Origin of the sequence: Xanthomonas campestris pv. campestris str. ATCC 33913 (genome assembly GCF_000007145.1) — a bacterium.
In the GTDB taxonomy this organism is placed as follows: Bacteria; Pseudomonadota; Gammaproteobacteria; order Xanthomonadales; family Xanthomonadaceae; genus Xanthomonas; species Xanthomonas campestris.
Genome location: NC_003902.1, coordinates 3857694 through 3880045, shown reverse-complemented (window position 1 = coordinate 3880045; position 22352 = coordinate 3857694). Strand labels below are relative to the sequence as shown.

Genomic DNA, 22352 nt, shown 5'->3' with positions numbered 1-22352 from the left:
CTGCATCTATCCGACGCGACGACTCGATCATTCGGTTGTCTCGAGTGGGGTGGATGATGCGGATAGATCACTTGCAGAGCGGTTGATCTGCGGTTTGGCTGCAGGGCCCTTGCCCGCCTACCATCGCGGGACACGGCGCAAGTACGTCCATGTAGCCTCTTACGCGGCATCCATGCCGCGTAAGGTCCCGCGACGGTAGGCGGGGCAAGGACCAGTCGAGATGGACGGTATGCATGGTTGCAAGCAGGGCATGACGCGCTTTTAATTCGTTAGCTAGCGTGTGCTGCGAACCATGCCAGCAAGCCTGCGCAACTTACGCAACTTGCGAGGCAGCCAGCTTTTGATCCGGCTACCGACCAACGTCCTGGTGCGGTGTCCTTGCCGATTGCGGGACTGTGTGGCGGCATGGATGCCGCTACGTAGCCTCCATGGACGGATTTACGGCGTGTCCCGCCAGCGGCGAGGGCACCGCGCACGCGACGCATCTGGCGTTTCAAGCCAAGCACTGCGGCGAAAGAGATCTTGCTGTCTTGAAACAGATGACACCGCTGAGATAAAAATCTCAGCGCTTCACACTCGTTGCGCTACTGCGTAAATCCTGCGCGATACGCCTGCACTGCGGCGACCGGGTCCGCCGCCGCATACACGCCGCTGACCACCGCAATCAAGTCGGCGCCCGCGGTCACCAGCTCGGGCACCTGCGAAGGCGTGATGCCGCCGATCGCCACACGTGGCAGTCCCAACGCAGCGGCCTCGTGCAGCAATGCAGGCGTGGCACGGCGCGTGGTCACCTTGGTGGCGGTGGGGAAGAACGCCCCAAAGGCCACATAGTTCGCACCGGCCGCCGCCGCTGCGCGCGCGCGTTCGATCTCGTCGTAGCACGACACCCCAATGATGGCCGAGGCACCCAGCAACGCGCGCGCTGCCGCCACCTCGCCATCGTCTTCACCCAGGTGCACACCGTCCGCGCCCACCTGCTGCGCAAGCGCCGCGTCGTCGTTGATGATCAATGGCACGCCATGCGCGGTGCATGCCGCGCGCAGTGCGGTGGCCTGGGCCAGGCGCAGTGCTGCATCGGCCTGCTTGTTGCGGTATTGCAACCAGGTGATGTGCGGCAGCAGCGGCAACGTGCACGCAAGCAACTGCGCGGTGTCGCGGGTGTCGGGGGTAATCAGGTAGACGCCGCGGGCGTTTTGGAGGGTCGGCATGGCAGCGCTTCCGAAAGCGGTGGGTGGGATGGGACAATGCAGCCCCACCGTTGCGTGACCGCGATTATCCGATGAGCGAGACATCCACGACCACCTACCGCACCTGGATGTGCGTCGTCTGCGGGTTTCTCTACCACGAGGCCGACGGCATTCCCGAAGAAGGCATCGCACCGGGCACCCGCTGGGAAGACGTGCCCGACAGCTGGACCTGCCCGGACTGCGGCGTGACCAAGGACGATTTCGAAATGGTGGAGATCGACTGAGCCTGCATGCGCAGCGCCGCAAGGCGTCTGCGCAACCGGCCTGATGCTGCCTGCGGTGCCCTGCAGCGCTGAGCAGTGCGTAGTGCGCAGTGAGTACCTAGTGCGCGCGTGAGCGCTGGCTGTTCAATTCAACCAGGTGCTCATGCAGGCTTGCGGCGTCCTGCGCGCTGGGGTGCAGCTGCAGGTAACGCGCCAGGTCGTGGCGGGCGCCGCTGCGGTGCCCGAGGTGCAGATACGCCATGCCGCGATCGCGCAGCGCTTCGGGCTGGTCCGGCACCAGCTTGAGAATGCGGTCGGCGCTGCGGGCGGCGCGGTCCCAATGCTCGGCATCGGCGTAGACGCCATACAGGTTGCGCAGGATGCGGATCAGGATCGCCCGGTGCGGCGCCGGGTCCAGGATCTGCGCCAATGCGCGGTCGTCGGGGATTTCCCCGCCCAGATGCGGGCGCGCGCGTTCACGCAGCTCGTCCACGCCCAGCGGGCGGCCGCCGTTGAACGGATCCATCACCAGCACCCCGTCGTCTACCGGCAGGCGTACCAGGAAGTGCCCTGGGAACGACACCCCGGCCAACGGAATGCCCAGCCGGCGCGCGACTTCGATCTGCACCATCGCCAGCGAAATCGGGTTGCCCAGCCGGCGCTCGAACACTTCGTTGAGGTAGCTGTTGCGCGGGTCGTAGTACTCGTCGTGGTTACCCGAGTAGCCCAGCTCGTCGAACAGGTAGCGGTTCACCGCGGCCATCTTCAGCGGCCACAGATCGATTGCGTCGACCTCGCGTCGCAAGTGCTCCACATGGCTTTGCACGAGCGTGTCATACAGCTCGGCGTCCAGCTGCGGATACTCGTCGCGCGCGATCAGTAGCGCGGTGGACATCAGCGGCACCGCGTCGTCGTCCAGGCTGGCGAGCGCGGTCCAATGGGGAAGTGGGAGCATGTCGACCATGACGACAAGAGTGTCGGCAAGCGGCGCGGGGTTCAAGTCCGGCACTTCCTGACAGGAGACACCGCATCGCTGTGAATCACTTCAGCTTGGGAATATCCGGGCTGAAAGTAAGCTCGGCCCCGTCACGCAGGTCGAGCTTGGCGGCCTGGCCGGCGTTGAGCTCGAGCACGTAGCGCGCCGGTTGCTTGCTGGGGTAGGGCGGGCAGGCATCGCCGGCCGAGCACGGCGGCACGTCGCGCTGTTGCGACACCAGCCGGCGCTGGTTGTCGAAATACAGGATGTCCAGCGCGATCTTGGTGTTCTTCATCCAGTACGCCTGCGGCGTCTGGCTGTCGTGGATGAACAGCATGCCGTGGTCTTCCGGCATGGCATCGCGAAACATCAGCCCCTGCGCCCGGTCGGCATCGTTTTGCGCCAGCTCCACGCTGTAGCGGGTGCCGGCCAGCTCCACCCAGGAACTGCCGGCACTGGCGCAACCGCTGAGCGCCAACAACAGGGCCAGGCCAAACAGATGGAAAACACGCATGGGCGATGCACCGCTGGAGGGGGGAGCGCGCACCTTCTGCCAAGCGCCAGCGTGCGTCAAGCCGGTTCGGCCATCGCACGGCTGTGGCCGCAGCCTGTGGTGTGCCCAGGCTGCGGCCGCATGCGGGCGTGCTTACAGCACGCGCGGTGTCTCGCCGCCGACGATCACCACGTCGGCCGGGCGGCGCGCGAACAGACCCACGCAGACCACGCCGGGAATCTGATTCAAGTTACGCTCCAGCGCCACCGGGTCGGTGATGTGCAGGTTGTGCACATCCAGCACCACGTTGCCGTTGTCGGTGACCACGCCGTCACGCCAGACCGGCTGCCCGCCCGTGAGCGCCAGGATCTGCCGGGCCACCAGGCTGCGCGCCATCGGGATCACCTCCACCGGCAGCGGGAAGTTGCCCAGCACCGGCACCTGCTTGCTCGGGTCGACGATGCAGATGAAGCGCTCGCTCGCTTCGGCAATGATCTTCTCGCGCGTGAGCGCCGCGCCGCCGCCCTTGATCAGGCAGCGGTTCGGGTCGCACTCGTCGGCGCCATCCACATACAGCGACAGCGTGCCGGTGTGGTTGAGGTCCAGCACCTCGATGCCGTGCTGGCGCAGCCGCGCGGTGCTCTGTTCCGAGCTGGACACCGCACCCTTGATGCGATGGCCGATGCGGCCGAGTGCGTCGATGAAATACGCCACCGTCGAGCCGGTGCCGACCCCGACGATCATGCCGTCTTCCACGTAATCGATCGCCTTCTCGGCGGCCAGGCGTTTTGCTTCGGACATGGGTAAGAGCTCGGGATTAGGGAATCGGGATTGGGGAATCGCAAGAGCGGCTGGGCTGAGCCGGGATTTGCAAATCTCAAATCCCGAATCTCTACTCCCGGCTACTCCATCGCCAGCAGCAACTTCCACTGTGCGGCGGTCACCGGCAGGATGGAGAGGCGATTGCCGCGTGCGATCAGCGGGAAGCCCTCGCCCAGGGCATCGGCGTGCTGCTTGATCTCGTCCAGCGCGATGGTGCGTTTGAGTTTGCGCTCGAACGCCACGTCCACCAGCATCCAGCGCGGGTCTTCGCGCTTGGCTTTGGGGTCGTGATAGTCGGATGTCCGATCGAACTGGGTCTCGTCCGGGTAGGCGGTGCTGGCCACCTTGGCGATGCCGACAATGCCCGGCACCTTGCAATTGGAGTGGTAGAAGAACACTCCATCGCCGACCTGCATGCCATCGCGCATGAAGTTGCGCGCCTGGTAGTTGCGCACGCCGTTCCACGGCTCGGTGCCAACGCGCTCCAGGTCATCGATGGAAAACGTGTCCGGCTCGGACTTCATCAGCCAATAGCGCTTGCGGGCAGTCATGCGGGAGCGGTGTCGTCTTTCAGGAAGGTGGCGTGTTCGGTGCAGATGGCATCCACCGGCACGTCCCAGGCGGCGACGGGCAAGGCGGGAACCTGCTGCGCGGCAAAGCCCACGCCGACCAGCCAGGGCGGCGGCGCCTGGCGATGCCGGAACGCGAAGCTGCGATCATACCAGCCGCCTCCCATGCCCAAGCGCCCGCAGGCGGCGTCGAAGCCGGTCAACGGCGTCACCACCAGGTCCATGTCTTCCGGGCCCAGCGTGTCGGCGCGGTCCACGTCTGGCTCGGGGATGCCATAGCGATTGCTGACCAGGCCCTGGCCCGGCTTCCACGGTGCAAAGCGCAGCACGCGCCCGTCCAGCACCGGCAGGCAATAGCGCACGCCCTGCGGCAGGCTCAGTTGCCAGCGGTGCAGCGCGATCTCACCATCCATCGCCCAGTAGCCGGCCACCGCGCCCTGCTGCGGTGCAAACGGCAGCGCCAGCAGACGCTCGGCCAGCGCGTCGGCGGCGGCGAGGCGTTGCGCAGCGGGCAGGCTGCGCCGCGCGGCACGTAATTGCTGACGCAGCGCATCTCGGTCGTCGGACATCGGGATCTCGGCGCAAAGGGAAGCGGCATTGTCGGCCGCGGGCGCGCGCATGCCTAGCTGCGCGGTGTTGATGCGTGGATGACTGATCGCAACCTGCCGCGTGGAGGGTGCGGTCGGCGTTCGCACCCGGTTGCGGGAGTGCGAGGCGGCGCACGCCACGTGATTCGCCGGAGCGCATTGAACACCAGTGAGTGCTTTACCACATCGCGAAGCGCGTGCGCATATGACATTGGACAACGCACAAAAAGAAACGGCGCCCTAGGGCGCCGTTTCAGAAAAATTGCATTCTCCGCCATGACGATGTGTGCGAAACGACCTTGAACCCGGGGTTCAAGTGGGGACGTTGTTAGGCCGTCGGGCTTCCCGCTACAAGGCGGACTTGCACTCCCGGCTTCGTCGCGCCCCCGTGGTCGTAATTAAGGGACAAGGCGAATGTTTTGCACACCGTCGTTCACAGCAGAGAACGCAGGTGAATTATAGACCTCCGCGCCCCGATGGCTAGCCCATTCGTCGGTAATGCGTTCCTGGAGATTCATATTTGCGATGACAGTGCGTATTGCACTTCAACGCGGTGTATCGATCACGCCATCTAGACGCCGATTCATGCTTTCCAGCGTGTTGGCGAGCTCGCGTTCGTACATGGCCTGCTGCTCGCGCAGCTGCTGCAACTCATGCGCCAGATTCAACGCGGCCAGCACCGCGACCCGATCCACCGCCGCCATGCGGTTGCTGCCGCGGATCTCGCGCATGCGCAGATCCAGCAGGCGCGCGGCGGCGGTGAGGCTCTCGCGTTCCTCGGCGGTGACGCCCACCGTGTATTCACGATCCAGAATACGGACGCTGACCGGCTCATTGCTCACGTGTGCTGCTCCAGTGACTTCAATCGCACGATCATGGCTTCCACGCGCGAGCGTGCCTGTTCGTTCTTGGTCAGCAGCTGCGCGCGCTCGCCGATCAACTGTTCCTGTTGGTGGCGCAGGCTGCGGTTTTCGTCGGTGAGCCGCTGGGTGCGCTCCACCAACGCCTCCACACGGGCGGCGAGTGCGCGGAGCTGGGCGAGGGCGGCGGCGTTGTCCATCCGCCCACGATAGGGGCGCGTGCGCGCGCCGGTCAAGCGCCTGCACGCGCTGGCCGTAAACGCCGCAAGCGCAGCCGCCGCAAGGGCTGGCGCAGCGTTGACGGCCCACCCGGCGCACCGCGTGGAACGCTGCATGGAACATGGTAGTGGGGCGAGCGGCGGGTGCCTTGGTACACTGGGTAGTCATATCGCCGGCCCCGGGCCGGCATCTTTTCGACTCAGCCTGGATGACCTGATGGATCTGCCCGATGTAGCCGCTGTGCAACACGAAAGTCGCCAGTTGGACCTGGCTTCCTCCGCGGCGGAACTGCATGGCGGCCTGTGCGGCTGGCTGTCCGGCGGCGGCGCCGACAGTGCCGACTGGCTGGCGCGCATCCTGGCCGACACCGCGCAGGTGGCCCCCGCGCAGGGCGGCGCCCTGGATCAGATGCGGCAGGCCACCGTGGCGCAGCTGGAAGACCGCGACTTTGCCTTCGAGCTGCTGCTGACCGAGGACGGCGCACCGCTGCCGGCCCGCACCGATGCGCTGTTCGACTGGTGCCGCGCGTTTCTGGGCGGGTTTGGCCTGGCTGCGCAGCAGCGCCCGGCACTGTCCGAAGAAGGCGAAGAAGCGCTGCAGGATCTGGCCCGGCTCGCGCAGGCGTCCAGCGACGACTTCGATACCGCCGAGGAAGACGACACCGCCCTGGCCGAGATCGAGGAATTCGTGCGCGTGGCGGTGCTGTTGCTGCATGGCGACTGCGTGATGGGGCCGCGCTTTCGCCAACGCCTGAACTGACCGCCGCACGATATGAAGAAGCTCACCGGCATTGGCGCGGCCGAGTACGCGCGCCGACGCAAGCAGCTCATGCAGATGGCCGGCGAGCAGGCCATCCTGATCCTGCCGGCGGCACCGGAGCGGGTGCGCAGCCACGACACCCATTACCCGTACCGGCAGGATTCGGATTTCTGGTACCTGAGCGGGTTTCCGGAACCGGAGGCGGTGCTGGTGCTGGTGCCAGGGCGCAAGCACGGTGAGGCAATCCTGTTCTGCCGCGAGCGCGATGCCGAGCGCGAAGCCTGGGACGGCCCGCGCGCGGGCCAGGAAGGCGCGGTGGCGCAGTACGGCATGGACGATGCGTACCCCATCGACGATGTCGACGAGATCCTGCCCGGCCTGCTGGAAGGACGCAGCCGCGTCTACTACCACTTCGGCCGCGATGTGGATTTCGATCTCAAGCTGATCGGCTGGCTCAAGCGGGTGCGCGAGCAGGTGCGCCATGGCGCGCAACCGCCGCATGAGTTCCTGGAGTTGGGCCATCTGCTGCACGAGCAGCGCCTGTTCAAGTCGCGCGACGAGATCGCATTGATGCAGCAGGCCGCCGACATCAGCGTGCGTGCGCATCGCGCGGCGATGCAGTTGGCACGCCCGGGCGTGCACGAGTATCAACTGCAGGCCGAGATCGAACGCGAATTCCGCGCCGCCGATGCGTGGCCGGCGTACGGCAGCATCGTCGGCACCGGCAGCAATGCCTGCGTGCTGCATTACCGCGCCAACAACGCGCGCAGCCGCGATGGCGAGCTGGTGCTGGTGGACGCCGGCGCCGAATACCGCGGCTATGCGGCCGACATCACCCGCACATTTCCGGTCAACGGCCGCTTCAGCGCGGCGCAACGTGCCCTGCACGATCTGGTCGGCGCCGCGCAGGCGGCCGCCCTGGCGCAGGCACAACCTGGCATTGCCTACGAGGCCGGTCACCTGGCGGCGGTGCAGACACTGACCGAAGGGTTGCTGCGCCTGGGGCTGCTCAAAGGCACGCTGGAGCGCAACCTCGCCGAAGGGCACTACAAGCGGTTTTATCGGCACAAGACCGGCCACTGGCTTGGCCTGGATGTGCATGACGTTGGCGAGTATCGCCTCGCGGGCGAGTCACGCCTTCTGGAGCCCGGCATGGTGTTCACCATCGAGCCTGGGTTGTATGTCTCGGCCGACGATACGAGCGTGGACGCCAAGTGGCGCGGCATCGGTATCCGCACCGAAGACAACGTGCTGATCACCGCCGACGGCCACCGCGTGCTGACCGATGCCTTGGCGCGCAGCGCCGACGAAATCCAGGGGGCGATGGCTGGAGGAAACCGGGAATAGGAAATGCCAATGGAGAGCGGTGGTTGTGCTAGACGCACGTGACTGCAGACAAACTCTCAATCGATGAAAGTTGTTTTCAATGTCTGAAAGCAGTGTCGTGCTGATCGGCTGATTTCTGGCGATAGGTTGACCGATCGAGACATGAGTGTATCGAGATTTTCACCAATCGTTTTGCGCTTGAAGTAACAAGTCGAGATTTTTCGCATTTTAGTTTCAATCTTCGCCTGCCGGGATGAGGTGCTTTCCGACGTCGGATATTGTTTGAATCTCCCGAAGGTTGAATTGACTATGACAATATCGACGCGGCATCCGACTATTGAAATAAATCGCTATCGCAGCGCGGATTACCCGGATCGGGTGGATGCTGCCTTGGCCAAGATTGAAAGTACTCCCTCAGGGAATCACTTGCTTGAAGGTTTGAAGCCTTTGGCTGCGCATGGAAAAAAGGTCTTGCTCAATGAGTCGCCTCCCTGGAATCCTGCTCCAAGCGCAGGTGCGGTGTTTACCGATAAACAAAGAAGAAAATACGGAGAGCGTGAATCGGAAGGTGAGGCTGCTGTAGAACTTGGCCTCATCACAAAAGGTCGCTTCTGTAAGGGCGAAGGTACCAACGCAACAGTGAACTGGAGCCCTGGTGTTGGTTTGATGGTCGATAGTGAAGGCCGTCCCCAGGGGCAAAGTTCCGAATATGCAGAACAGGCATTTGTGGGGCTTGCGCACGAGTTGATTCATGCAAAGCACATCATGTCAGGAGACTTCAAGCACGGTGGTGACCGTCTTGATCCGAAAAGTAAGTCTGGCAAAGAAGAGCTGCGTGCAACTGGGCTCGGAAAGTATGCTTCAGAGCGTGTTTCCGAAAACAGTATTCGTGCGGAGAATGGTCTCCCGATAAGAAAGCATTATGCCGGTTAAGGATAGCCCGCCTGCGCCCGCAACCTCCGTTGCGGGCGCAGGCGGGTTGCAAAAGCTGATCGTCTGGCACGAACTGGCAGGGGTTGGACGATGTGCTGTGGGTGTTACCGGCATGTAGCGGCCGCTGCCCACACAAGATTCAGCGCGATCTGGCTATCGCGCTATTGAATGGGAGCATCGTAATCGATGCTGTCGGAATATCAGGCACCGACTCGCGTACGGACTGATCCTTGATGGTCACGGCGCCGCAAACACCGGGCGGGTCAGGTTTTCCGGATCGCCGTCGGTGCAGACCACTTCGTCTTCGATGCGGATGCCGCCGTACGGCGCGAACTGCGCCACGCGGTCCCAGTTCACGCTGGCGGCATGGCCGTTTTTCTTGACCTCGTCCAGCAGCATGTCGATGAAGTACACGCCGGGCTCGATGGTGACCACCATGCCTGGTTCGAGCACGCGGGTCAGGCGCAGATACGGGTGGCCGTCCGGGCGCTCGATGCGCCCGCCGCGATCGCTGGCTGCAAACCCGGCCACGTCATGCACCTGCAGGCCGATCAAGTGGCCGAGGCCATGCGGGAAGAATGCGGCGCTGACGCCGGTGGCCAGCGCGGCTTCAGGCGAAACCGTAATGATGCCGAAGTCGTGCAGGATGCCCATCAGCGACAGGTGCGCGTCCACATGCAGTTGCTTGTAATCCATGCCGGCACGCACCGCATTGCCCATGCGCAGCTGCGCGGCATCCACCGCATCGATCAGCGCCTGGAACTCGCTGCCGGCATCGGCGGCGTAGGTGCGGGTGATGTCGCTGGCATAGCCATGTGCCGAGGCGCCGGCATCGATCAGAAAGCTGCGCAGTGGCTGCGGCGCCTGCCGGCCGAGTTCGGTGTAGTGCAGCACCGCACCGTGCTCGTTGAGCGCGATGATGTTGCCGTACGGCAATTCGTTGGCGTCCTGGCCGACTGCGCTGCAATACGCCATGTGGATGCCGAACTCGCTCTGGCCCGCGCGGAACGCAGCCTCGGCGGCGCGGTGGCCACGCACCGCCAACTGCTGCGCCAGCCGCATCACCGCCAGTTCGTACGGTGTCTTGAAGGCGCGTTGATAGTCCAGGAAGTCGAGCACCGCGGCCGGGTTGTTGGGCACGCACGCGCCCAGCGCACTGGCGGCCTCGCCCAGGATGGCGCAGCGCTCGGTGCGGGCGGGCAGCAGCGGCAATGCGGCCTCCGGCGTGCGGATGATGTGGATGTCGCAGTGCTCCACCCACCAGCCGCTGGGCGCATCGGGCACCACGTGCCAGTAGTCGAACGGCTGATAGAAAATCACCGTCGGCCGCTTGCCGGGCGTGTAGACCAGCCAGCTGTGCGGCATGCGGGTAAGCGGCACCCAGGCCTTGAACTGCGGATTGACCGCAAACGGGTAGTCGCGGTCGTCGAACAGCTGGTAATGCGTGGTGCCGCTGGGAATGACCAGATGATCGAAGCCGCCACGCTGCAGCGCCTGGTCGGCGCGCGCGGTGAGCGTGCGCAGGTGGTCGGAATACAGGACGCTCAGGGATGGCTGGGTCATACGGGCTCGATCGCGTTGCAAGGCAATGCGCAATTTTGCCGCAATCGTTGTGAGGCTGTCCTGGTGCGGCGAGCGTGAGCTGCGCTGGGGAAGTTGGTTGCGTGCTGCCGCCAGCGTGGATCTGCCTGCCGCGACCCGCTCACCTGCGGCGTTGCAATTCTGCGCGAACGCGGCGGGCGTCGTCACGCCCCTGGGCGCTAGACCAGATGCTCTTCCGCAATCCAGGCGCGCAGGCGTTGGCGGTGCGGCTCGGACATGGTCAGGAAACGGAAGCCAGCCCAGGCCTGGCCTGGTGCGTGGGCCGCCTCGGACCACAGCAGGTGCACGCCGACATCGATTTCGGTGGCGCGGCCGGCGCGCTCGGGTAGGGCGAACCGCAGCTGATACAGCGCATCGTCGTGCAGCGGTACCGAAGCCAGCAGCAGCATGCCGGTTTCCGAGACATTGCCCAGCCGGCCGATCTGCGCCTCGCTGAGCATGTCGGTAACCGGCACCAGGTCGGTCGGCTGGCGGCGTGGGGCGCGGCGGGTGTCCTGGATCATGCGCGCGCCTCTGTGTCCGCTGCAGTGGATTGGCCGGCCAGCGTGCGCAGCGTGCGCACAGTGGCGTGCCAGGCGCGATCGATCAGCCGCGATTTTTCTTCGACCAGCAAACGCACCTGGCCGGCGGCCATTAGCCGTGCCAGGCCGTCGAGCGAATGGTCGGCCACTTTCTGCCCGCGTTGATTGACGAACAGCGCGTGGTCGGTCATCGGGCTGTACCAGGACAGCCGCTGCCGGCGCAGATCGCCTTGCTGGTTGACCACGAACTCGAACCAGATGCCGAACGGCAGGCTGCGCAGCTGCGTGTAGCAGGCTTCTTCTTCCGGGGAACGCGGCACTGCATTTTGCTTGCGCGCCGCGCTGTCACCTTGATCGCCCAGGCGCGTGCGTGCCTTGAGCTTGGCGGTCAGCTCGGTGCGCGAGGTCAGCGCGTCCTCGCCGCCGGGCGTGGAAAGGCGGCGCGCAATCGCCGCCGCTTCATCGCCGTGGTAGCCCACCTGCAACAGCGCGGCTTCCACCTCACTGCCCAGCGCGGTATCGGTGGGGTGATCCTTGGTGCGGCAGGTGACCTCGGCGATCCGGGCGGTCAGCGCCTGGCGCTCGTCCCATTCCGGCGACTGTTCGCCCTGGCGCAGCAGGGTGAGCGTGAGCACATCCGACCAGGCCTGGCGCAGTAGCGATTGCACAAAGCGCGGAGGCGGCGCCGCGTCCTCGCAGACCTGTTCGATACGCGCCTGCGCTTGCTGCTTGGCCGATTCCAGCCGTTCCTTGCCGCGTGCGGCGTCCACATGGCGCCGCTCGGCCACCTCGGCCTTGCGAGCCAGCGTGCGCAGATGGCTCTGGATGTCCTCGTTGGCGGCGGCGAACACCGCTTCATCGCCCTGGTAGGTATGCACGATGCTGTCGACCGCGGTGGCCAGCTTCTGCAGTAGCTGCGGGTCGACGTCATCTTCGCCCAGCCACACGGCGCCGGACTCGGCCACGGTGTTGAGCAACTCGCGCACCGGGTGCTGGTCGCGCACGAAGAAATGCGCATCGGCCAACGCGGCGCGCACGACCGGTACCTGCAACTTGGCCAACAACGCCTGCGCCGGGGTCTGCTCACGCACCTCGCGCTGCATCTGCGCGTAGAGCAGGCCGAGCAGGTCGAAGGTGTCGGTCTCCTGCGCCGACAGCGCAGCCTGCGGCCCGTGCTGGGTACGCAGTACGTCCAACAGCTGGCGCTGGATTGCCTCGATGCCGGCCGGTGCAGCGGTCGACGCGGCGGCAGGCGCAGCCATGGCGCCTTGCAGGCTGGCCAGTGCCGCGTTGAGCGCGGCCTTGGGCACGGCGGTAGCAGGCGGCTGCGCGCTGGCGGAGTGTCCGGCGGCCGCCGCTGCGGCGGTCATGGCGCCTGGCTGCGCGAGCGACGACGAGGGCGTTTGCCTATTGCCTGCCTGCGCTGCACCCGCCTGGCCCTGGCGCGCGGACGACATCAGCCCGCCGAGCGCCTGCGCCGCATCGGCCAGCGCCGGTGGGGTCGCTTGATCCTGCGCTGCAGTCGATGCCGGCGACGGCGCTGCGGACGGTTCAATCAAGGCGCTCTGCCAGGCGGTCGGCGCGGCCTGGCCGCTCCACCCGGTGGCTGGCCGTGACGCCGGTGCACGCTTGCCCGCGCCCGCGCCCACGTCCTTGGTCATGCCCTGCGCTGCAGGAGCAGGCCGCCGGTTTTGCACCTGCGTTGGCTTGACCAGATAGGGGTGATAGATCAGCCCCGGCAGGATGCCTTCGTGGGCCAGCGTGGCGTTGATGCGCTCGAACAGATCGCCCAGGCGCTCGATCACCTGGCGTTCGAACACGCGATACAACGTGAGCTGGCCGTCCAGGCTCAGGCCCAGCGTCTCACCGCACTGGCGCAACACCCGGCACAACGCCCAGGGGCCTAGCGGCACGGCTTCCAGTTCGAATTCGGGCACCGCGCCGACCACCGCCAAGCGCTGCGCCAGCAACTGCAACACACCGGCACGTCGCGCGGTTTCGCGGCGCGCGATGTCGTTGAGCACGATGTCGCGATCGATGTCGGTGTCTTCCACCAGCGTCAACATCTGCGGATGCGTAGGCGCGTCGGCCGATGGCGCAGCGGCCTTGGGCGCGCGCAGTTCGGCCAGCGCCTGCGCCAGGTGGTGCAGGAACGCCTGCGGAAACCGCTCCACGTGCTCGCGCAACCCGCGCATCTGCGCATACGCCTCGGCCTGCTGCTGGCTGTTACGGGCGAATTCGGCCTGGTGCAGCAGTTCGCGCTCCAGCTCGACAATGGTCAGTCGCAGCGGGCCGCCCAGGGTTTGCGCGCATTGCGCATGCACGGTGGCCAGCAGGCGGCGGCCACGCGCAGACACCGCGGCGTCGGCAATCGGGCCGGTGAGGGCGTGCGGCAGGGAAGAAGCGGGCGTGGACATCCGTGCAGGGCTCGTTTCGAAGCGTGAGCTATGTAGCACGTTTCGCCAGCGGCCGCCCGCGTCCGGCTCAGGGCAGGAACAGCTCCACCACGTCGTTGGTGAAGCGCCGGCCCAGCTCGGTCGGCACGATGCGGCCATGCTGTTCGACCAGCCAGCCCTGCGCCATTGCGCGTGCCAGCGGTGCCTGCAGCACCTGCGCCGGCAGACCGGTGCAGGCTTCGAAATCGCTCAGCCGGAAGCCTTCATGCAAGCGCAGCAGGTTGAGCATGTATTCGAACGGCAGCCGCGCGGCAGGCACGTGCTCATCGCCGCCGATCGCTGCCGCGCTGCCGGCACTGGCCAGATAACTCTGCGGATGCTTGTGCTTCCAGCGCCGCAACACCTGTTGCTCGGCACCGGAACTGATCTTGCCGTGCGCGCCGGCACCAATGCCCAGATAGTCGCCAAACCGCCAGTAATTGAGGTTGTGCGCGCACTGCCGCCCGGGCCGGGCGTAGGCGCTGACTTCGTACTGCGCATAGCCGGCCGCAGCGAGCAGGCGCTGGCAGTGCTCCTGCATGTCCCAGGCGTCGTCGTCGTCGGGAATGCCTTGCGGCGGGCGCGCGAAGAACACCGTGTTGGGTTCCAGCGTGAGCTGGTAATGCGACAGGTGCGTAGGTTGCAGGGCGAAGGCGCGTTCCAGATCGTGCTCGGCCTGCGCCAGCGTCTGCTCGGGCAGCGCGTACATCAGGTCGATGTTGAAGTTGTCGTAGCCGGCGTCCTGCGCCAGCTTGATCGCGCGCTCGGCTTCGGCGCTGTCATGGATGCGCCCCAGGCGCTGCAAGGCGGCGTCGTCGAAACTCTGCACGCCGAAGCTCAACCGGTTGACCCCGGCCGCACGGTACCCGTCGAAACGCCCGTGCTCGGCGGTCCCGGGATTGGTTTCCAGGGTGATTTCCAGATTGGGCGCAAAGCGCAGGCGCGCGGCGGCGGCCTGCAGGAAGCGATCGATCGCTTCGGGCGGAAACAGGCTGGGCGTGCCGCCGCCAAAGAACACCGAGTGCACCACGCGGCCCCACACCAGCGGCAGGTCCGCATCCAGGTCGCGGATCAGCGCATCCACGTAGTCGTCGAACGGCGGCGCGCCCTTGGCCGCATGCGAATTGAAATCGCAGTACGGGCATTTGCGCACGCACCAGGGCAGGTGCACGTACAGCGCGAGCGGCGGCGGGATCAGGTCGGGCACAGCGGCGTGTTGTGGATCAAAGTGACAGGGCGTGCAGCTTGTGCTGCAGCGTGGCCAGCGCTACTGCGCGGTGGCTCAGGCGGTTCTTCAGCGCGGTGTCCATCTCGGCGGCGGTCAGGCCGTGCACCGGGTCCAGGAACACCGGGTTGTAGCCGAAGCCGCCGGTGCCGCGCGGTGCGGTGGTGATCACGCCTTCCCAGCTGCCTTCGGCGATCAGCGGTTGCGGATCTTCCGGGTGGCGCAGCAGCACGATCACCGCGTAGAAGCGCGCGCTGCGGCGCTCGGCCGGGATCTCGCGCATGGCCTCGAGCAGCTTTGCGTTGTTGGCGTTGGCATCGGTCGGGCTGCCCGCGTAGCGCGCGCTGTACAAACCGGGCGCACCGCCGAGTGCATCGACGATCAACCCGGAGTCGTCGGCCAGTGCCGGCAGACCGGTCACCGTGCTGGCGTGGCGTGCCTTGATCAGGGCGTTCTCGACGAAGGTGAGCCCGGTTTCGGGCACATCGTCCACGCCGAGCTCGCCCTGCGCCACGATCTGCAATGGCAGATCGGCGAGCATGGCGCGCAGTTCTTCCAGCTTGCCGGCGTTGCCGCTGGCCAGGACCAGGTGTTTCATTGCTTGGGCTCCAGTAGATCCCACTTGGTGCCGTACAGGTCGCGGAACACGGCCACGGTGCCATACGGTTCTTCGCGCGGGGTTTCCAGAAATTCCACGCCAAACGCCTGCATCGCAGCGTGGTCGCGCCAGAAGTCGTCGGTGTAGAGGAAATGATCCACACGCCCGCCGGTCTGGTCGCCGATCCGCGCTTGCTGCGCGGCGTCGGCCGGCTGCGCGAGCAGCAAGCCGGCGTCCTGCGTGCTGCCCGGGCCGATCACCACCCAACGTTTGCCCTCGCCGAGCGCGCGGTCTTCCAGCACCTGGAAGCCCAGTGCGCCGGTGTACCAGGCAATCGCCGCGTCGTAATCGGCAACCAGCAAGGTGGTCAGGGCAATGCGGCGCTTCATCCGGCGAGTGCGGCGCGTTGCAGTTCGAACAATTCGCCCACGCCCTTTTCGGCGAGTGCGAGCAGGGCGTTGAGTTCGTCGCGGCGGAAGGCATGGCCTTCGGCCGTGCCCTGCAACTCGATGAAGCCGCCACCGTCGTTCATCACCACGTTCATGTCGGTATCGCAGTCGCTGTCTTCCGGGTAATCCAGATCCAGCACCGGCTCGCCGCGGTAGATACCCACCGACACCGCAGCCACTGCGCCGATCAGCGGATGCTTCTTGATGTCGCCACGCTTGAGCAGCAGGTTCACCGCGTCGGCCAGCGCCACGTAAGCACCGGTGATGGCGGCGGTACGGGTGCCGCCGTCGGCCTGCAGCACGTCGCAGTCCAGGGTGATGGTGCGTTCGCCCAGTGCATTGCGGTCGACGCAGGCGCGCAGTGCGCGGCCGATCAGGCGCTGGATTTCCAGCGTGCGTCCGCCCTGCTTGCCGCGCGCGGCTTCGCGGTCGGAGCGGGTGTGGGTTGACCGCGGCAGCATGCCGTATTCGGCAGTGACCCAGCCTTCGCCCTTGCCGCGCAGGAAGTTCGGCACGCGGTTCTCCACACTGGCGGTGCACAGCACGCGGGTATCGCCGAAGCTGACCAGCACCGAGCCTTCGGCGTGACGGGTGAAGGCGCGTTCGATGCGCACGGGGCGCAGCTGGTCGGCCGTGCGGCCGCTGGGACGGGAGAAGGACATGCGTTGGATCCGGAAGTCGGGAGGTGGTCGTCAGGCCAGTACGCGGCGGGCTGCTGCCGGCCGGCATGGCCTGCTAGGGTACCATTCGCGCTTTGCAGGCACTGGACTCACGATGATCCGAAGCATGACCGCGTTCGCCGGCGGCGAACGCATCACGCCATGGGGCACGCTCGGTTGCGAGCTGCGCTCGGTCAACCACCGTTTTCTGGAAGTGGGCGTGCGCCTGCCCGAAGAATTGCGTGCGCTGGAGCCGCTGTTGCGCGAGCGCGTGGCGGCCCGCAACAGCCGCGGCAAGCTGGACCTGGCGCTGCGCCTGCGCGCGCCGGACAGCGGCCAGACCCTGGCCGTCAATGAGGCGCTGCTGCAGGAACTGGGCGCACTCGCCACGCGGCTGGATGCAAGCATGCCCAAGCTGCAGGTGAGCTTCACCGATCTGCTGCAATTGCCCGGCGTGTTGCAGGTGCAGGATGTCGATGCACCGGCGCTGCAGGCGCAGGCGCTGGCGTTGCTGGATGATGTGGTGTCCGGGTTTGTGGCCGCCCGTGAGCGCGAAGGCGCCAAGCTGGCCGAGGCGATCAGCGAGCGCGTGGATGCCATCGAGCGTATTGCTGGTGAGGTGCGCACGCTGATTCCGGTGATCCGCGAAGGCCAACGCGCCAAATTGGCGGCCCGCCTGGCCGATCTGCCGCATCCGGTGGACCCGGGCCGCGCCGAGCAGGAACTGGTGCTATGGCTGCAAAAACTCGATGTGGATGAAGAGCTGGACCGCCTGTCCAGCCACATCGGCGAGATCCGGCGCGTGCTCAAGCAGTCCGAGCCGGTCGGGCGGCGCCTGGATTTCCTGCTGCAGGAGTTCAACCGCGAAGCCAACACCCTGGGCTCCAAATCGGTGGACAGCCGCACCTCCAACGCGGCGGTGGACCTGAAGGTGCTGATCGACCAGATCCGCGAACAGGTGCAGAACATCGAGTAGCCGGAAATAGGCAATCGGGAATGGGGAATCGTCAAAGCAGGTACGATTCCCCACGGCCTGCATGCCTGGCGCGGCGCCCCATTCCCTATTCCCGACTCTCGATTCCCTAAAATGCGCGGCACCCTCTATATCGTTGCGGCCCCTTCCGGCGCCGGCAAGAGCAGCATCGTCAACGCCACCCTGGCGCGTGACCCCAAGATCGCCTTGTCGATCTCCTTCACCTCGCGCGCGCCGCGCCCGGGTGAGCGGCATGCCGAGCACTACCATTTCGTCTCTGCCGAGGAATTCCAGGGCATGATCGAAGCCGGTGACTTCTTCGAGTACGCGCTGGTGCATGGCGACTGGAAAGGCACCGCGCGGCAGTCGGTGGAGCCGCAGCTGGCCGCCGGGCACGACGTGCTGCTGGAGATCGATTGGCAGGGCGCGCGCCAGGTGCGGCAGAAGGTGCCGGACGCGGTCAGCGTGTTCATCCTGCCGCCGTCGCGCCAGGCTTTGGACGAGCGCATGCGCAAGCGCGGGCAGGACAGCGAGGACGTGATGGCGCAACGCCTGGCCGCCGCCCGCGAGGAAATGCTGCATTTCGAGGAATTCGACTACGTGATCATCAACGAGACCTTCGACACCGCGGTGTCGGAAATGTGCGCCATCTTCACCGCCAGCCGGCTGCGTCGGCAGGCGCAGCAGCAACGCCATGCCGGGCTGATCCAGGCGTTGCTGGACTGAATCTGCCAGCTAGCGGGCAGGGCACCGCATGGTGCCGGGCCGCTGCTCGCCGCATCGAACTGGGCGCAGCAGGCAGCGCCAACGCGCGCCGCAGCGTCATGCGCCAGCGGCCGCAAGCCGCCCCAAGCGGCTGATTCCAAAGGAAACTGAATAAGCGCCGGTTGCCGCCACCGCGGCCCGGGCGTACACTCCGCCCCCTTTCCCTCATTCGATGCGCGGCCGTTGCTGGTCGCCGGGAGCCCGCATGGCCCGCATTACCGTAGAAGATTGCCTGGAAGTCGTGAACAACCGTTTTGAGCTGGTCATGATGGCCTCCAAGCGTGCGCGTCAGCTCGCCAACGGCGTGCAGCCGCTGATCGAGAACGCCGACGCCAGCGACAAGCCCACCGTGATGGCGCTGCGCGAAATCGCCGCACGCCGGATCGACAACGCACTGATCGATGAAGTCGAAAAGGCCGAGCGCGAGCGCGCCGAGCGCGAAGCCCTGGAATGGGCTGCCGCCGAAGTGGTCGCCGACGAAGACATGTCCAAGAACGACGACTGATCCAGGCGCGCGATCGCCTGCATCGTTGCGATCGATCCAAGCAGCCCGCCTTCGCGGGCTGTTTTCGTTTTGAGCGTGTGTGCAGTGAGTAAGTGCATGCAACCGTTTGCCGTCACTGCCGCGCTGGCATAGTCTTCCGGCATGAACCCAGGCCCCACTGCCCAGGCGACCGTTGCGACCGCTGCGTCTACCGACGCGGCCATTCCCGACTACGTCCTGCACCTCGAACGCGCCGCCAGCTACCTTCCCAAGGAGCAGCTGCCGATCCTGCGCCGTGCGTGGGAAGTTGGCGCCAGCGCGCATGCCGGCCAGACCCGCAAGTCGGGCGAGCCCTACATCACCCATCCGGTTGCCGTGGCCGGTGTGCTGGCCGAGCTCGGCCTGGACATGGAATCGCTGATTGCCGCGATCCTGCACGACACCATTGAAGACACGCCGCTGACGCGCGAAGAACTGGCGTCGGAATTTGGCGAGGCGGTGGCCGAGCTGGTCGATGGCGTCACCAAGCTGGACAAGCTCAAGTTCCGCGACCGCCAGGAAGCGGCGGCGGAAAGTTTCCGCAAGATGTTGCTGGCGATGTCGCGCGACCTGCGCGTGATCATGATCAAGCTGGCTGATCGTCTGCACAATATGCGTACGCTGGGCGCGCAGAGCACCGAAGCGCGCGGACGCATCGCACGTGAAACGCTGGAAATCTACGCGCCCATCGCCCAGCGACTGGGCATGAGCCTGATCAAGTCCGAGCTGCAGAACCTGGGCTTCCGCGCGCTGTATCCGTGGCGCCACGCCATCATCGAAAAACACATCCGCAGCCAGCCGGTGGTGCGGCGCGAATCGATGGCGCAGGTGGAGGTGCAGCTGTCGCAGCGGTTGGCCAAGGAAGGGCTGGAGCATCGCCTGGTCAGCCGCATCAAGACGCCCTGGAGCATCTATTCCAAGATGCACGAAGAGAACAAATCCTTCGACCAGGTGATGGATGTGTTCGGCTTTCGCCTGGTGGTGCGCTCGGTGGCCGATTGCTACCACGCACTCGGCGCGGTGCATGCCACCTTCAAACCGCTGGACGGGCGCTTCCGCGATTTCATCGCCATTCCCAAGGCCAACGGGTATCAATCGCTGCACACGGTGCTGTTCGGGCCGTACGGCTCACCGATCGAAGTGCAGATCCGTACCGAAGAGATGGACCTGATCGCCGAGCGCGGCGTGGCTGCGCATTGGACCTACAAGGTTGGCTCGGCGGCGCCCAATAGCTCGCAGAGCCGTGCGCACGACTGGATTGTGGAGCTGATCGATTCGCAACGCGCGGCCGGCTCGTCGCTGGAATTTCTGGACAACGTCAAGGTCGATCTGTTCCCGGACGAGGTCTATCTGTTCACGCCCAAGGGCAAGATCCTGGCGTTGCCGCGCAATTCCACTGCGCTGGATTTTGCCTACGCGGTGCACACCGACGTGGGCAACCGCGCGGTCGCCTCGCGCGTGGACAAGAAGCTGGTGCCGCTGCGCACCAAGCTGGTCAGCGGGCAGGCGGTGGAGATCATCACCGCGCGCTCGGCCACGCCCAAGCCGCAGTGGCTGGAATTCGTGGTCAGCAGCAAGGCGCGTACGGCGATCCGCCACCAGCTCAAGCAGCTCGAACACGAAGACGCAGTGCAGCTCGGCCATCGCATGCTCGACCGCGCGCTGGAAGCGATGGACAGTTCGCTGGAGCGGCTGCCGAAGGGCCGGCTGGATGCGTTTCTCAGCGAGCACCGCTACCCGCGACTGGAGGCCTTGCTGGCCGATGTGGCGCTGGGCAACTGGATGCCCACCCAGGCAGCGCAGGCGTTGATGGCTTACGCCGAGTTGCGCGGCGGCGGGCATTCCAAGCATTCGCACGAAAAGATCCTGATCGATGGCAGCGAGCGTGGCGTGATCAGCTTCGCCAATTGCTGCCAGCCGATTCCCGGCGACGAGATCATGGGCTACCACACCGCCGGCAAGGGCATCGTGGTGCACCGGCTGGATTGCCCCAACCTGGCCGAGCTGCGCAAGTCGCCCGAGCGCTGGGTGCCGATCGACTGGGACTCCAACGTCACCGGCGACTACGACACCGCGCTGGTGGTGGAAGTGGAAAACCGCACGGGCGTGCTCGCGCAGTTGGCTGCGGCGATCGCGCAGAGCCAGTCCAACATCGAGCGGGTGGATTACCTGGACCGCGATTTCAATGCGGCGGTGCTGCGCTTCAACATCCAGGTGCGCGACCGCCGCCATTTGGCCGAAGTGATGCGCCGCCTGCGTCGCCTGCACGTGGTGCAGAGCGTGGGCCGGCAGTAGCCGCGCGCATCACTGCGGCGCATGTCGGCGCAGGCCGGCGATGCGCCACGCTTAAGCGGCTAAAAAACGTTGCGAGCAGTCGTCAGGTAGGTGCGGACGGCGCGGAGAAACCGGCGTCTACGTAGGTACATGCCGATTCGAGCACCGGCCGCGCCCGCCTGGCGGCTGCGCAGTCGTTTTGATAGCTGCTCTTAGTGGACGAAGTTGCGCAAGGCCGGGTTGTCGTTGTCCTGCTTCCAGACCAGATGCAGTTCCACTGGCGTTGCCGGCGCGTCGTCCTGCAGCGGCAGATAGACGATGCCCGCATAGCGCAGGCCACTGGCACCTTCCGGCACCAGCGCCATGCCCATGCCGCCGCGCACCAGTGCCAGCACCGAATGGATCTGGCTGACGTATTGGACCGAACGTGGCGCGATGCCGCGCGCGCCGAATAATTGCGCAAGCAGGTCGTAGAAATACCGCGCTTCGTCGGGCGCGTAATTGACCAGCGGTTGCTGGTCGAAGTCCTGCAGACGCAGGCTGCCGCGCTGCGCGAGCGGCGAATCCTCGGCCAGCGCGGCAATTAGCGGCTCGCGCGCCACGCACCGGCTGCGCAGGCCCGGCCGCTGGATCGGTGGACGCAGCAGGCCGATGTCCAGCCGGCCGGCATCCAGCGCATCGAGTTGCGCCAGGCTGACCATCTCCTTGAGTTGCAGATCCACATCCGGCGCCTCGCTGCGCCAGCGTGCGATCGCCTCCGGCAAGAAGCGATAGCTGGCCCCGGCAGTGAAGCCCACCGACACGCTGCCGGCGTCGCCTGTACCAATGCGGCGCGCCCGCAGCCCGGCGTTCTCGGCCAGGCGCAGGATCGCGCGCGCTTCGGCCAGCAGGCTGCGCCCGGCCTGGGTCAGCCGCACATGGCGGCTGTTGCGCTCCAGCAGCGGCGTGCCGACGTTGTGTTCCAGCAGCTGGATCTGCCGGCTAAGCGGCGGCTGGGTCATGTTCAAACGCTCGGCCGCGCGCCGGAAATGCAGCTCGTCGGCGACCGCGACAAAGCAGCGCAACTGTTGCAGATCGAACATGGCGCTATGACCTCTCGACGCTCGCTGGCGGGCAATTCGATGCTGCAACTGCAACATCGGCGGGCCCGGCATGCAGATGAATACGGCGCGGCTGACACCGACAGCCGTACTGAAAAGCGGCTCACGTAATTACAGTGCCGCCAAAAACCGTTGGAAAAGCAGGCATTTGCGATGGAATAGCACCACTCGTGGCTCGATCGATTCAATTTATGTATCAAACAATACGTCCTTTGGTTTGGACCGGCAACGATG

The 22352-nt window shown here is 65.8% G+C and carries 24 protein-coding genes and 2 other RNA genes; 8 read left to right on the top strand and 18 right to left on the bottom strand.

From position 1 onward, the window contains the following. Positions 1 to 584: 584 nt before the first annotated feature. On the bottom strand, positions 585 to 1208 hold the full coding sequence (gene thiE / locus XCC_RS16960) for a thiamine phosphate synthase (protein WP_011038371.1): 624 nt from the start codon (positions 1206 to 1208) through the stop codon (positions 585 to 587). 23 nt (positions 1209 to 1231) lie between these two features. Between thiE and XCC_RS16955 the strand changes: the two genes are divergently transcribed. Beyond that, positions 1232 to 1471 carry a rubredoxin gene (locus tag XCC_RS16955; RefSeq protein WP_029216955.1) on the top strand — a complete coding sequence of 80 codons (240 nt, stop codon included), beginning with the start codon at positions 1232 to 1234 and terminating at the stop codon, positions 1469 to 1471. 97 nt (positions 1472 to 1568) lie between these two features. Here XCC_RS16955 and XCC_RS16950 read toward each other — a convergent pair whose 3' ends face one another. From XCC_RS16950 to XCC_RS16915, 8 genes are all read right to left on the bottom strand, one after another. After that, positions 1569 to 2450, bottom strand: a complete 882-nt coding sequence (locus XCC_RS16950; RefSeq protein ID WP_011038369.1) for a SirB1 family protein — start codon at positions 2448 to 2450, stop codon at positions 1569 to 1571. A 40-nt stretch (positions 2451 to 2490) separates the two neighbouring features. Continuing rightward, positions 2491 to 2940: a DUF192 domain-containing protein gene (locus tag XCC_RS16945; RefSeq protein WP_011038368.1), complete on the bottom strand. Its 450-nt coding sequence runs from the start codon at positions 2938 to 2940 to the stop codon at positions 2491 to 2493. Positions 2941 to 3072: 132 nt separating this feature from the next. Continuing rightward, positions 3073 to 3720 (bottom strand): ribose-5-phosphate isomerase RpiA, encoded by a 648-nt coding sequence (gene rpiA / locus XCC_RS16940; protein WP_011038367.1) that lies wholly within the window; start codon positions 3718 to 3720, stop codon positions 3073 to 3075. 101 nt (positions 3721 to 3821) lie between these two features. Further along, positions 3822 to 4292 (bottom strand): EVE domain-containing protein, encoded by a 471-nt coding sequence (locus XCC_RS16935; protein ID WP_012437476.1) that lies wholly within the window; start codon positions 4290 to 4292, stop codon positions 3822 to 3824. Further along, a complete protein-coding gene (locus XCC_RS16930) occupies positions 4289 to 4879 on the bottom strand; it encodes a 5-formyltetrahydrofolate cyclo-ligase (RefSeq protein WP_011038365.1) in 591 nt (196 codons plus the stop codon). The genes XCC_RS16935 and XCC_RS16930 overlap by 4 nt, the downstream gene beginning before the upstream one ends. 282 nt (positions 4880 to 5161) lie before the next feature. Continuing rightward, a non-coding RNA gene (gene ssrS, locus XCC_RS16925) (6S RNA) lies at positions 5162 to 5345 on the bottom strand. 97 nt (positions 5346 to 5442) lie between these two features. Further along, positions 5443 to 5739: a cell division protein ZapA gene (locus tag XCC_RS16920; protein ID WP_011038364.1), complete on the bottom strand. Its 297-nt coding sequence runs from the start codon at positions 5737 to 5739 to the stop codon at positions 5443 to 5445. Further along, positions 5736 to 5957 (bottom strand): TIGR02449 family protein, encoded by a 222-nt coding sequence (locus XCC_RS16915; RefSeq protein WP_011038363.1) that lies wholly within the window; start codon positions 5955 to 5957, stop codon positions 5736 to 5738. The genes XCC_RS16920 and XCC_RS16915 overlap by 4 nt, the downstream gene beginning before the upstream one ends. A 235-nt stretch (positions 5958 to 6192) precedes the next feature. Here XCC_RS16915 and XCC_RS16910 point away from each other — a divergent pair, with 235 nt between their 5' ends. The 3 genes from XCC_RS16910 to xopG all read left to right on the top strand — a co-directional run bounded on the left by XCC_RS16910 (position 6193) and on the right by xopG (position 8994). After that, positions 6193 to 6735 carry a YecA family protein gene (locus tag XCC_RS16910; protein WP_011038362.1) on the top strand — a complete coding sequence of 181 codons (543 nt, stop codon included), beginning with the start codon at positions 6193 to 6195 and terminating at the stop codon, positions 6733 to 6735. A gap of 12 nt (positions 6736 to 6747) precedes the next feature. After that, positions 6748 to 8082: an aminopeptidase P N-terminal domain-containing protein gene (locus tag XCC_RS16905; RefSeq protein ID WP_011038361.1), complete on the top strand. Its 1335-nt coding sequence runs from the start codon at positions 6748 to 6750 to the stop codon at positions 8080 to 8082. Between the two features lie 261 nt (positions 8083 to 8343). Continuing rightward, entirely contained in the window at positions 8344 to 8994 is a 651-nt protein-coding gene (xopG, locus tag XCC_RS16900) for a XopG/HopH/AvrPtoH family type III secretion system effector (protein WP_164923347.1), read from the top strand. 237 nt (positions 8995 to 9231) lie between these two features. On the opposite strand, the gene pepQ is transcribed toward xopG, so the two are convergent. The 7 genes from pepQ to rph form a co-directional block, all read right to left on the bottom strand. Next, positions 9232 to 10557, bottom strand: a complete 1326-nt coding sequence (pepQ, locus tag XCC_RS16895) for a Xaa-Pro dipeptidase (protein WP_011038359.1) — start codon at positions 10555 to 10557, stop codon at positions 9232 to 9234. A 197-nt stretch (positions 10558 to 10754) separates the two neighbouring features. Next, complete coding sequence (locus tag XCC_RS16890; RefSeq protein ID WP_011038358.1) at positions 10755 to 11099, bottom strand: PilZ domain-containing protein; 345 nt, start codon at positions 11097 to 11099, stop codon at positions 10755 to 10757. Beyond that, the gene (locus XCC_RS16885; protein WP_011038357.1) at positions 11096 to 13534 is read right to left on the bottom strand and encodes a DUF1631 domain-containing protein; all 2439 of its coding nucleotides are present in this window, start codon (positions 13532 to 13534) and stop codon (positions 11096 to 11098) included. Before XCC_RS16885 ends, XCC_RS16890 begins: the two co-directional genes overlap by 4 nt. A 67-nt stretch (positions 13535 to 13601) precedes the next feature. After that, complete coding sequence (gene hemW / locus XCC_RS16880) at positions 13602 to 14759, bottom strand: radical SAM family heme chaperone HemW (RefSeq protein ID WP_011038356.1); 1158 nt, start codon at positions 14757 to 14759, stop codon at positions 13602 to 13604. Between the two features lie 16 nt (positions 14760 to 14775). Further along, the gene (gene rdgB / locus XCC_RS16875) at positions 14776 to 15375 is read right to left on the bottom strand and encodes an RdgB/HAM1 family non-canonical purine NTP pyrophosphatase (RefSeq protein ID WP_043877719.1); all 600 of its coding nucleotides are present in this window, start codon (positions 15373 to 15375) and stop codon (positions 14776 to 14778) included. Then, entirely contained in the window at positions 15372 to 15764 is a 393-nt protein-coding gene (locus tag XCC_RS16870; RefSeq protein WP_011038354.1) for a VOC family protein, read from the bottom strand. The genes rdgB and XCC_RS16870 overlap by 4 nt, the downstream gene beginning before the upstream one ends. Next, the gene (gene rph / locus XCC_RS16865) at positions 15761 to 16486 is read right to left on the bottom strand and encodes a ribonuclease PH (RefSeq protein WP_011038353.1); all 726 of its coding nucleotides are present in this window, start codon (positions 16484 to 16486) and stop codon (positions 15761 to 15763) included. Before rph ends, XCC_RS16870 begins: the two co-directional genes overlap by 4 nt. Before the next feature lie 112 nt (positions 16487 to 16598). Between rph and XCC_RS16860 the strand changes: the two genes are divergently transcribed. The 4 genes from XCC_RS16860 (at position 16599) to XCC_RS16845 (ending at position 21039) form a co-directional block, all read left to right on the top strand. Beyond that, positions 16599 to 17459 (top strand): YicC/YloC family endoribonuclease, encoded by an 861-nt coding sequence (locus tag XCC_RS16860; protein WP_011038352.1) that lies wholly within the window; start codon positions 16599 to 16601, stop codon positions 17457 to 17459. Between the two features lie 111 nt (positions 17460 to 17570). Next, the gene (gmk, locus tag XCC_RS16855; protein ID WP_011038351.1) at positions 17571 to 18182 is read left to right on the top strand and encodes a guanylate kinase; all 612 of its coding nucleotides are present in this window, start codon (positions 17571 to 17573) and stop codon (positions 18180 to 18182) included. Between the two features lie 244 nt (positions 18183 to 18426). Further along, complete coding sequence (gene rpoZ, locus XCC_RS16850; protein WP_002812428.1) at positions 18427 to 18726, top strand: DNA-directed RNA polymerase subunit omega; 300 nt, start codon at positions 18427 to 18429, stop codon at positions 18724 to 18726. A gap of 141 nt (positions 18727 to 18867) precedes the next feature. Then, positions 18868 to 21039: a RelA/SpoT family protein gene (locus tag XCC_RS16845; RefSeq protein WP_011038350.1), complete on the top strand. Its 2172-nt coding sequence runs from the start codon at positions 18868 to 18870 to the stop codon at positions 21037 to 21039. A gap of 57 nt (positions 21040 to 21096) precedes the next feature. On the opposite strand, the gene XCC_RS16840 is transcribed toward XCC_RS16845, so the two are convergent. Together XCC_RS16840 and XCC_RS16835 are read right to left on the bottom strand one after the other, a co-directional pair. Continuing rightward, positions 21097 to 21170, bottom strand: a non-coding RNA gene (locus XCC_RS16840) — sX9 sRNA. Between the two features lie 60 nt (positions 21171 to 21230). Further along, complete coding sequence (locus tag XCC_RS16835) at positions 21231 to 22100, bottom strand: LysR family transcriptional regulator (RefSeq protein ID WP_011038349.1); 870 nt, start codon at positions 22098 to 22100, stop codon at positions 21231 to 21233. Positions 22101 to 22352 lie beyond the last annotated feature (252 nt).

Coding starts and splice junctions, on each gene's coding strand:
- thiE (WP_011038371.1), bottom strand. CDS start 1,208: ATGCCGACCCTCCAAAACGCCCGCGGCGTCTACCTGATTACCCCCGAC.
- XCC_RS16945 (WP_011038368.1), bottom strand. CDS start 2,940: ATGCGTGTTTTCCATCTGTTTGGCCTGGCCCTGTTGTTGGCGCTCAGC.
- rpiA (WP_011038367.1), bottom strand. CDS start 3,720: ATGTCCGAAGCAAAACGCCTGGCCGCCGAGAAGGCGATCGATTACGTG.
- XCC_RS16935 (WP_012437476.1), bottom strand. CDS start 4,292: ATGACTGCCCGCAAGCGCTATTGGCTGATGAAGTCCGAGCCGGACACG.
- XCC_RS16930 (WP_011038365.1), bottom strand. CDS start 4,879: ATGTCCGACGACCGAGATGCGCTGCGTCAGCAATTACGTGCCGCGCGG.
- XCC_RS16915 (WP_011038363.1), bottom strand. CDS start 5,957: ATGGACAACGCCGCCGCCCTCGCCCAGCTCCGCGCACTCGCCGCCCGT.
- XCC_RS16910 (WP_011038362.1), top strand. CDS start 6,193: ATGGATCTGCCCGATGTAGCCGCTGTGCAACACGAAAGTCGCCAGTTG.
- XCC_RS16905 (WP_011038361.1), top strand. CDS start 6,748: ATGAAGAAGCTCACCGGCATTGGCGCGGCCGAGTACGCGCGCCGACGC.
- pepQ (WP_011038359.1), bottom strand. CDS start 10,557: ATGACCCAGCCATCCCTGAGCGTCCTGTATTCCGACCACCTGCGCACG.
- XCC_RS16890 (WP_011038358.1), bottom strand. CDS start 11,099: ATGATCCAGGACACCCGCCGCGCCCCACGCCGCCAGCCGACCGACCTG.
- XCC_RS16885 (WP_011038357.1), bottom strand. CDS start 13,534: ATGTCCACGCCCGCTTCTTCCCTGCCGCACGCCCTCACCGGCCCGATT.
- rdgB (WP_043877719.1), bottom strand. CDS start 15,375: ATGAAACACCTGGTCCTGGCCAGCGGCAACGCCGGCAAGCTGGAAGAA.
- XCC_RS16870 (WP_011038354.1), bottom strand. CDS start 15,764: ATGAAGCGCCGCATTGCCCTGACCACCTTGCTGGTTGCCGATTACGAC.
- rph (WP_011038353.1), bottom strand. CDS start 16,486: ATGTCCTTCTCCCGTCCCAGCGGCCGCACGGCCGACCAGCTGCGCCCC.
- XCC_RS16860 (WP_011038352.1), top strand. CDS start 16,599: ATGATCCGAAGCATGACCGCGTTCGCCGGCGGCGAACGCATCACGCCA.
- gmk (WP_011038351.1), top strand. CDS start 17,571: ATGCGCGGCACCCTCTATATCGTTGCGGCCCCTTCCGGCGCCGGCAAG.
- rpoZ (WP_002812428.1), top strand. CDS start 18,427: ATGGCCCGCATTACCGTAGAAGATTGCCTGGAAGTCGTGAACAACCGT.
- XCC_RS16845 (WP_011038350.1), top strand. CDS start 18,868: ATGAACCCAGGCCCCACTGCCCAGGCGACCGTTGCGACCGCTGCGTCT.
- XCC_RS16835 (WP_011038349.1), bottom strand. CDS start 22,100: ATGTTCGATCTGCAACAGTTGCGCTGCTTTGTCGCGGTCGCCGACGAG.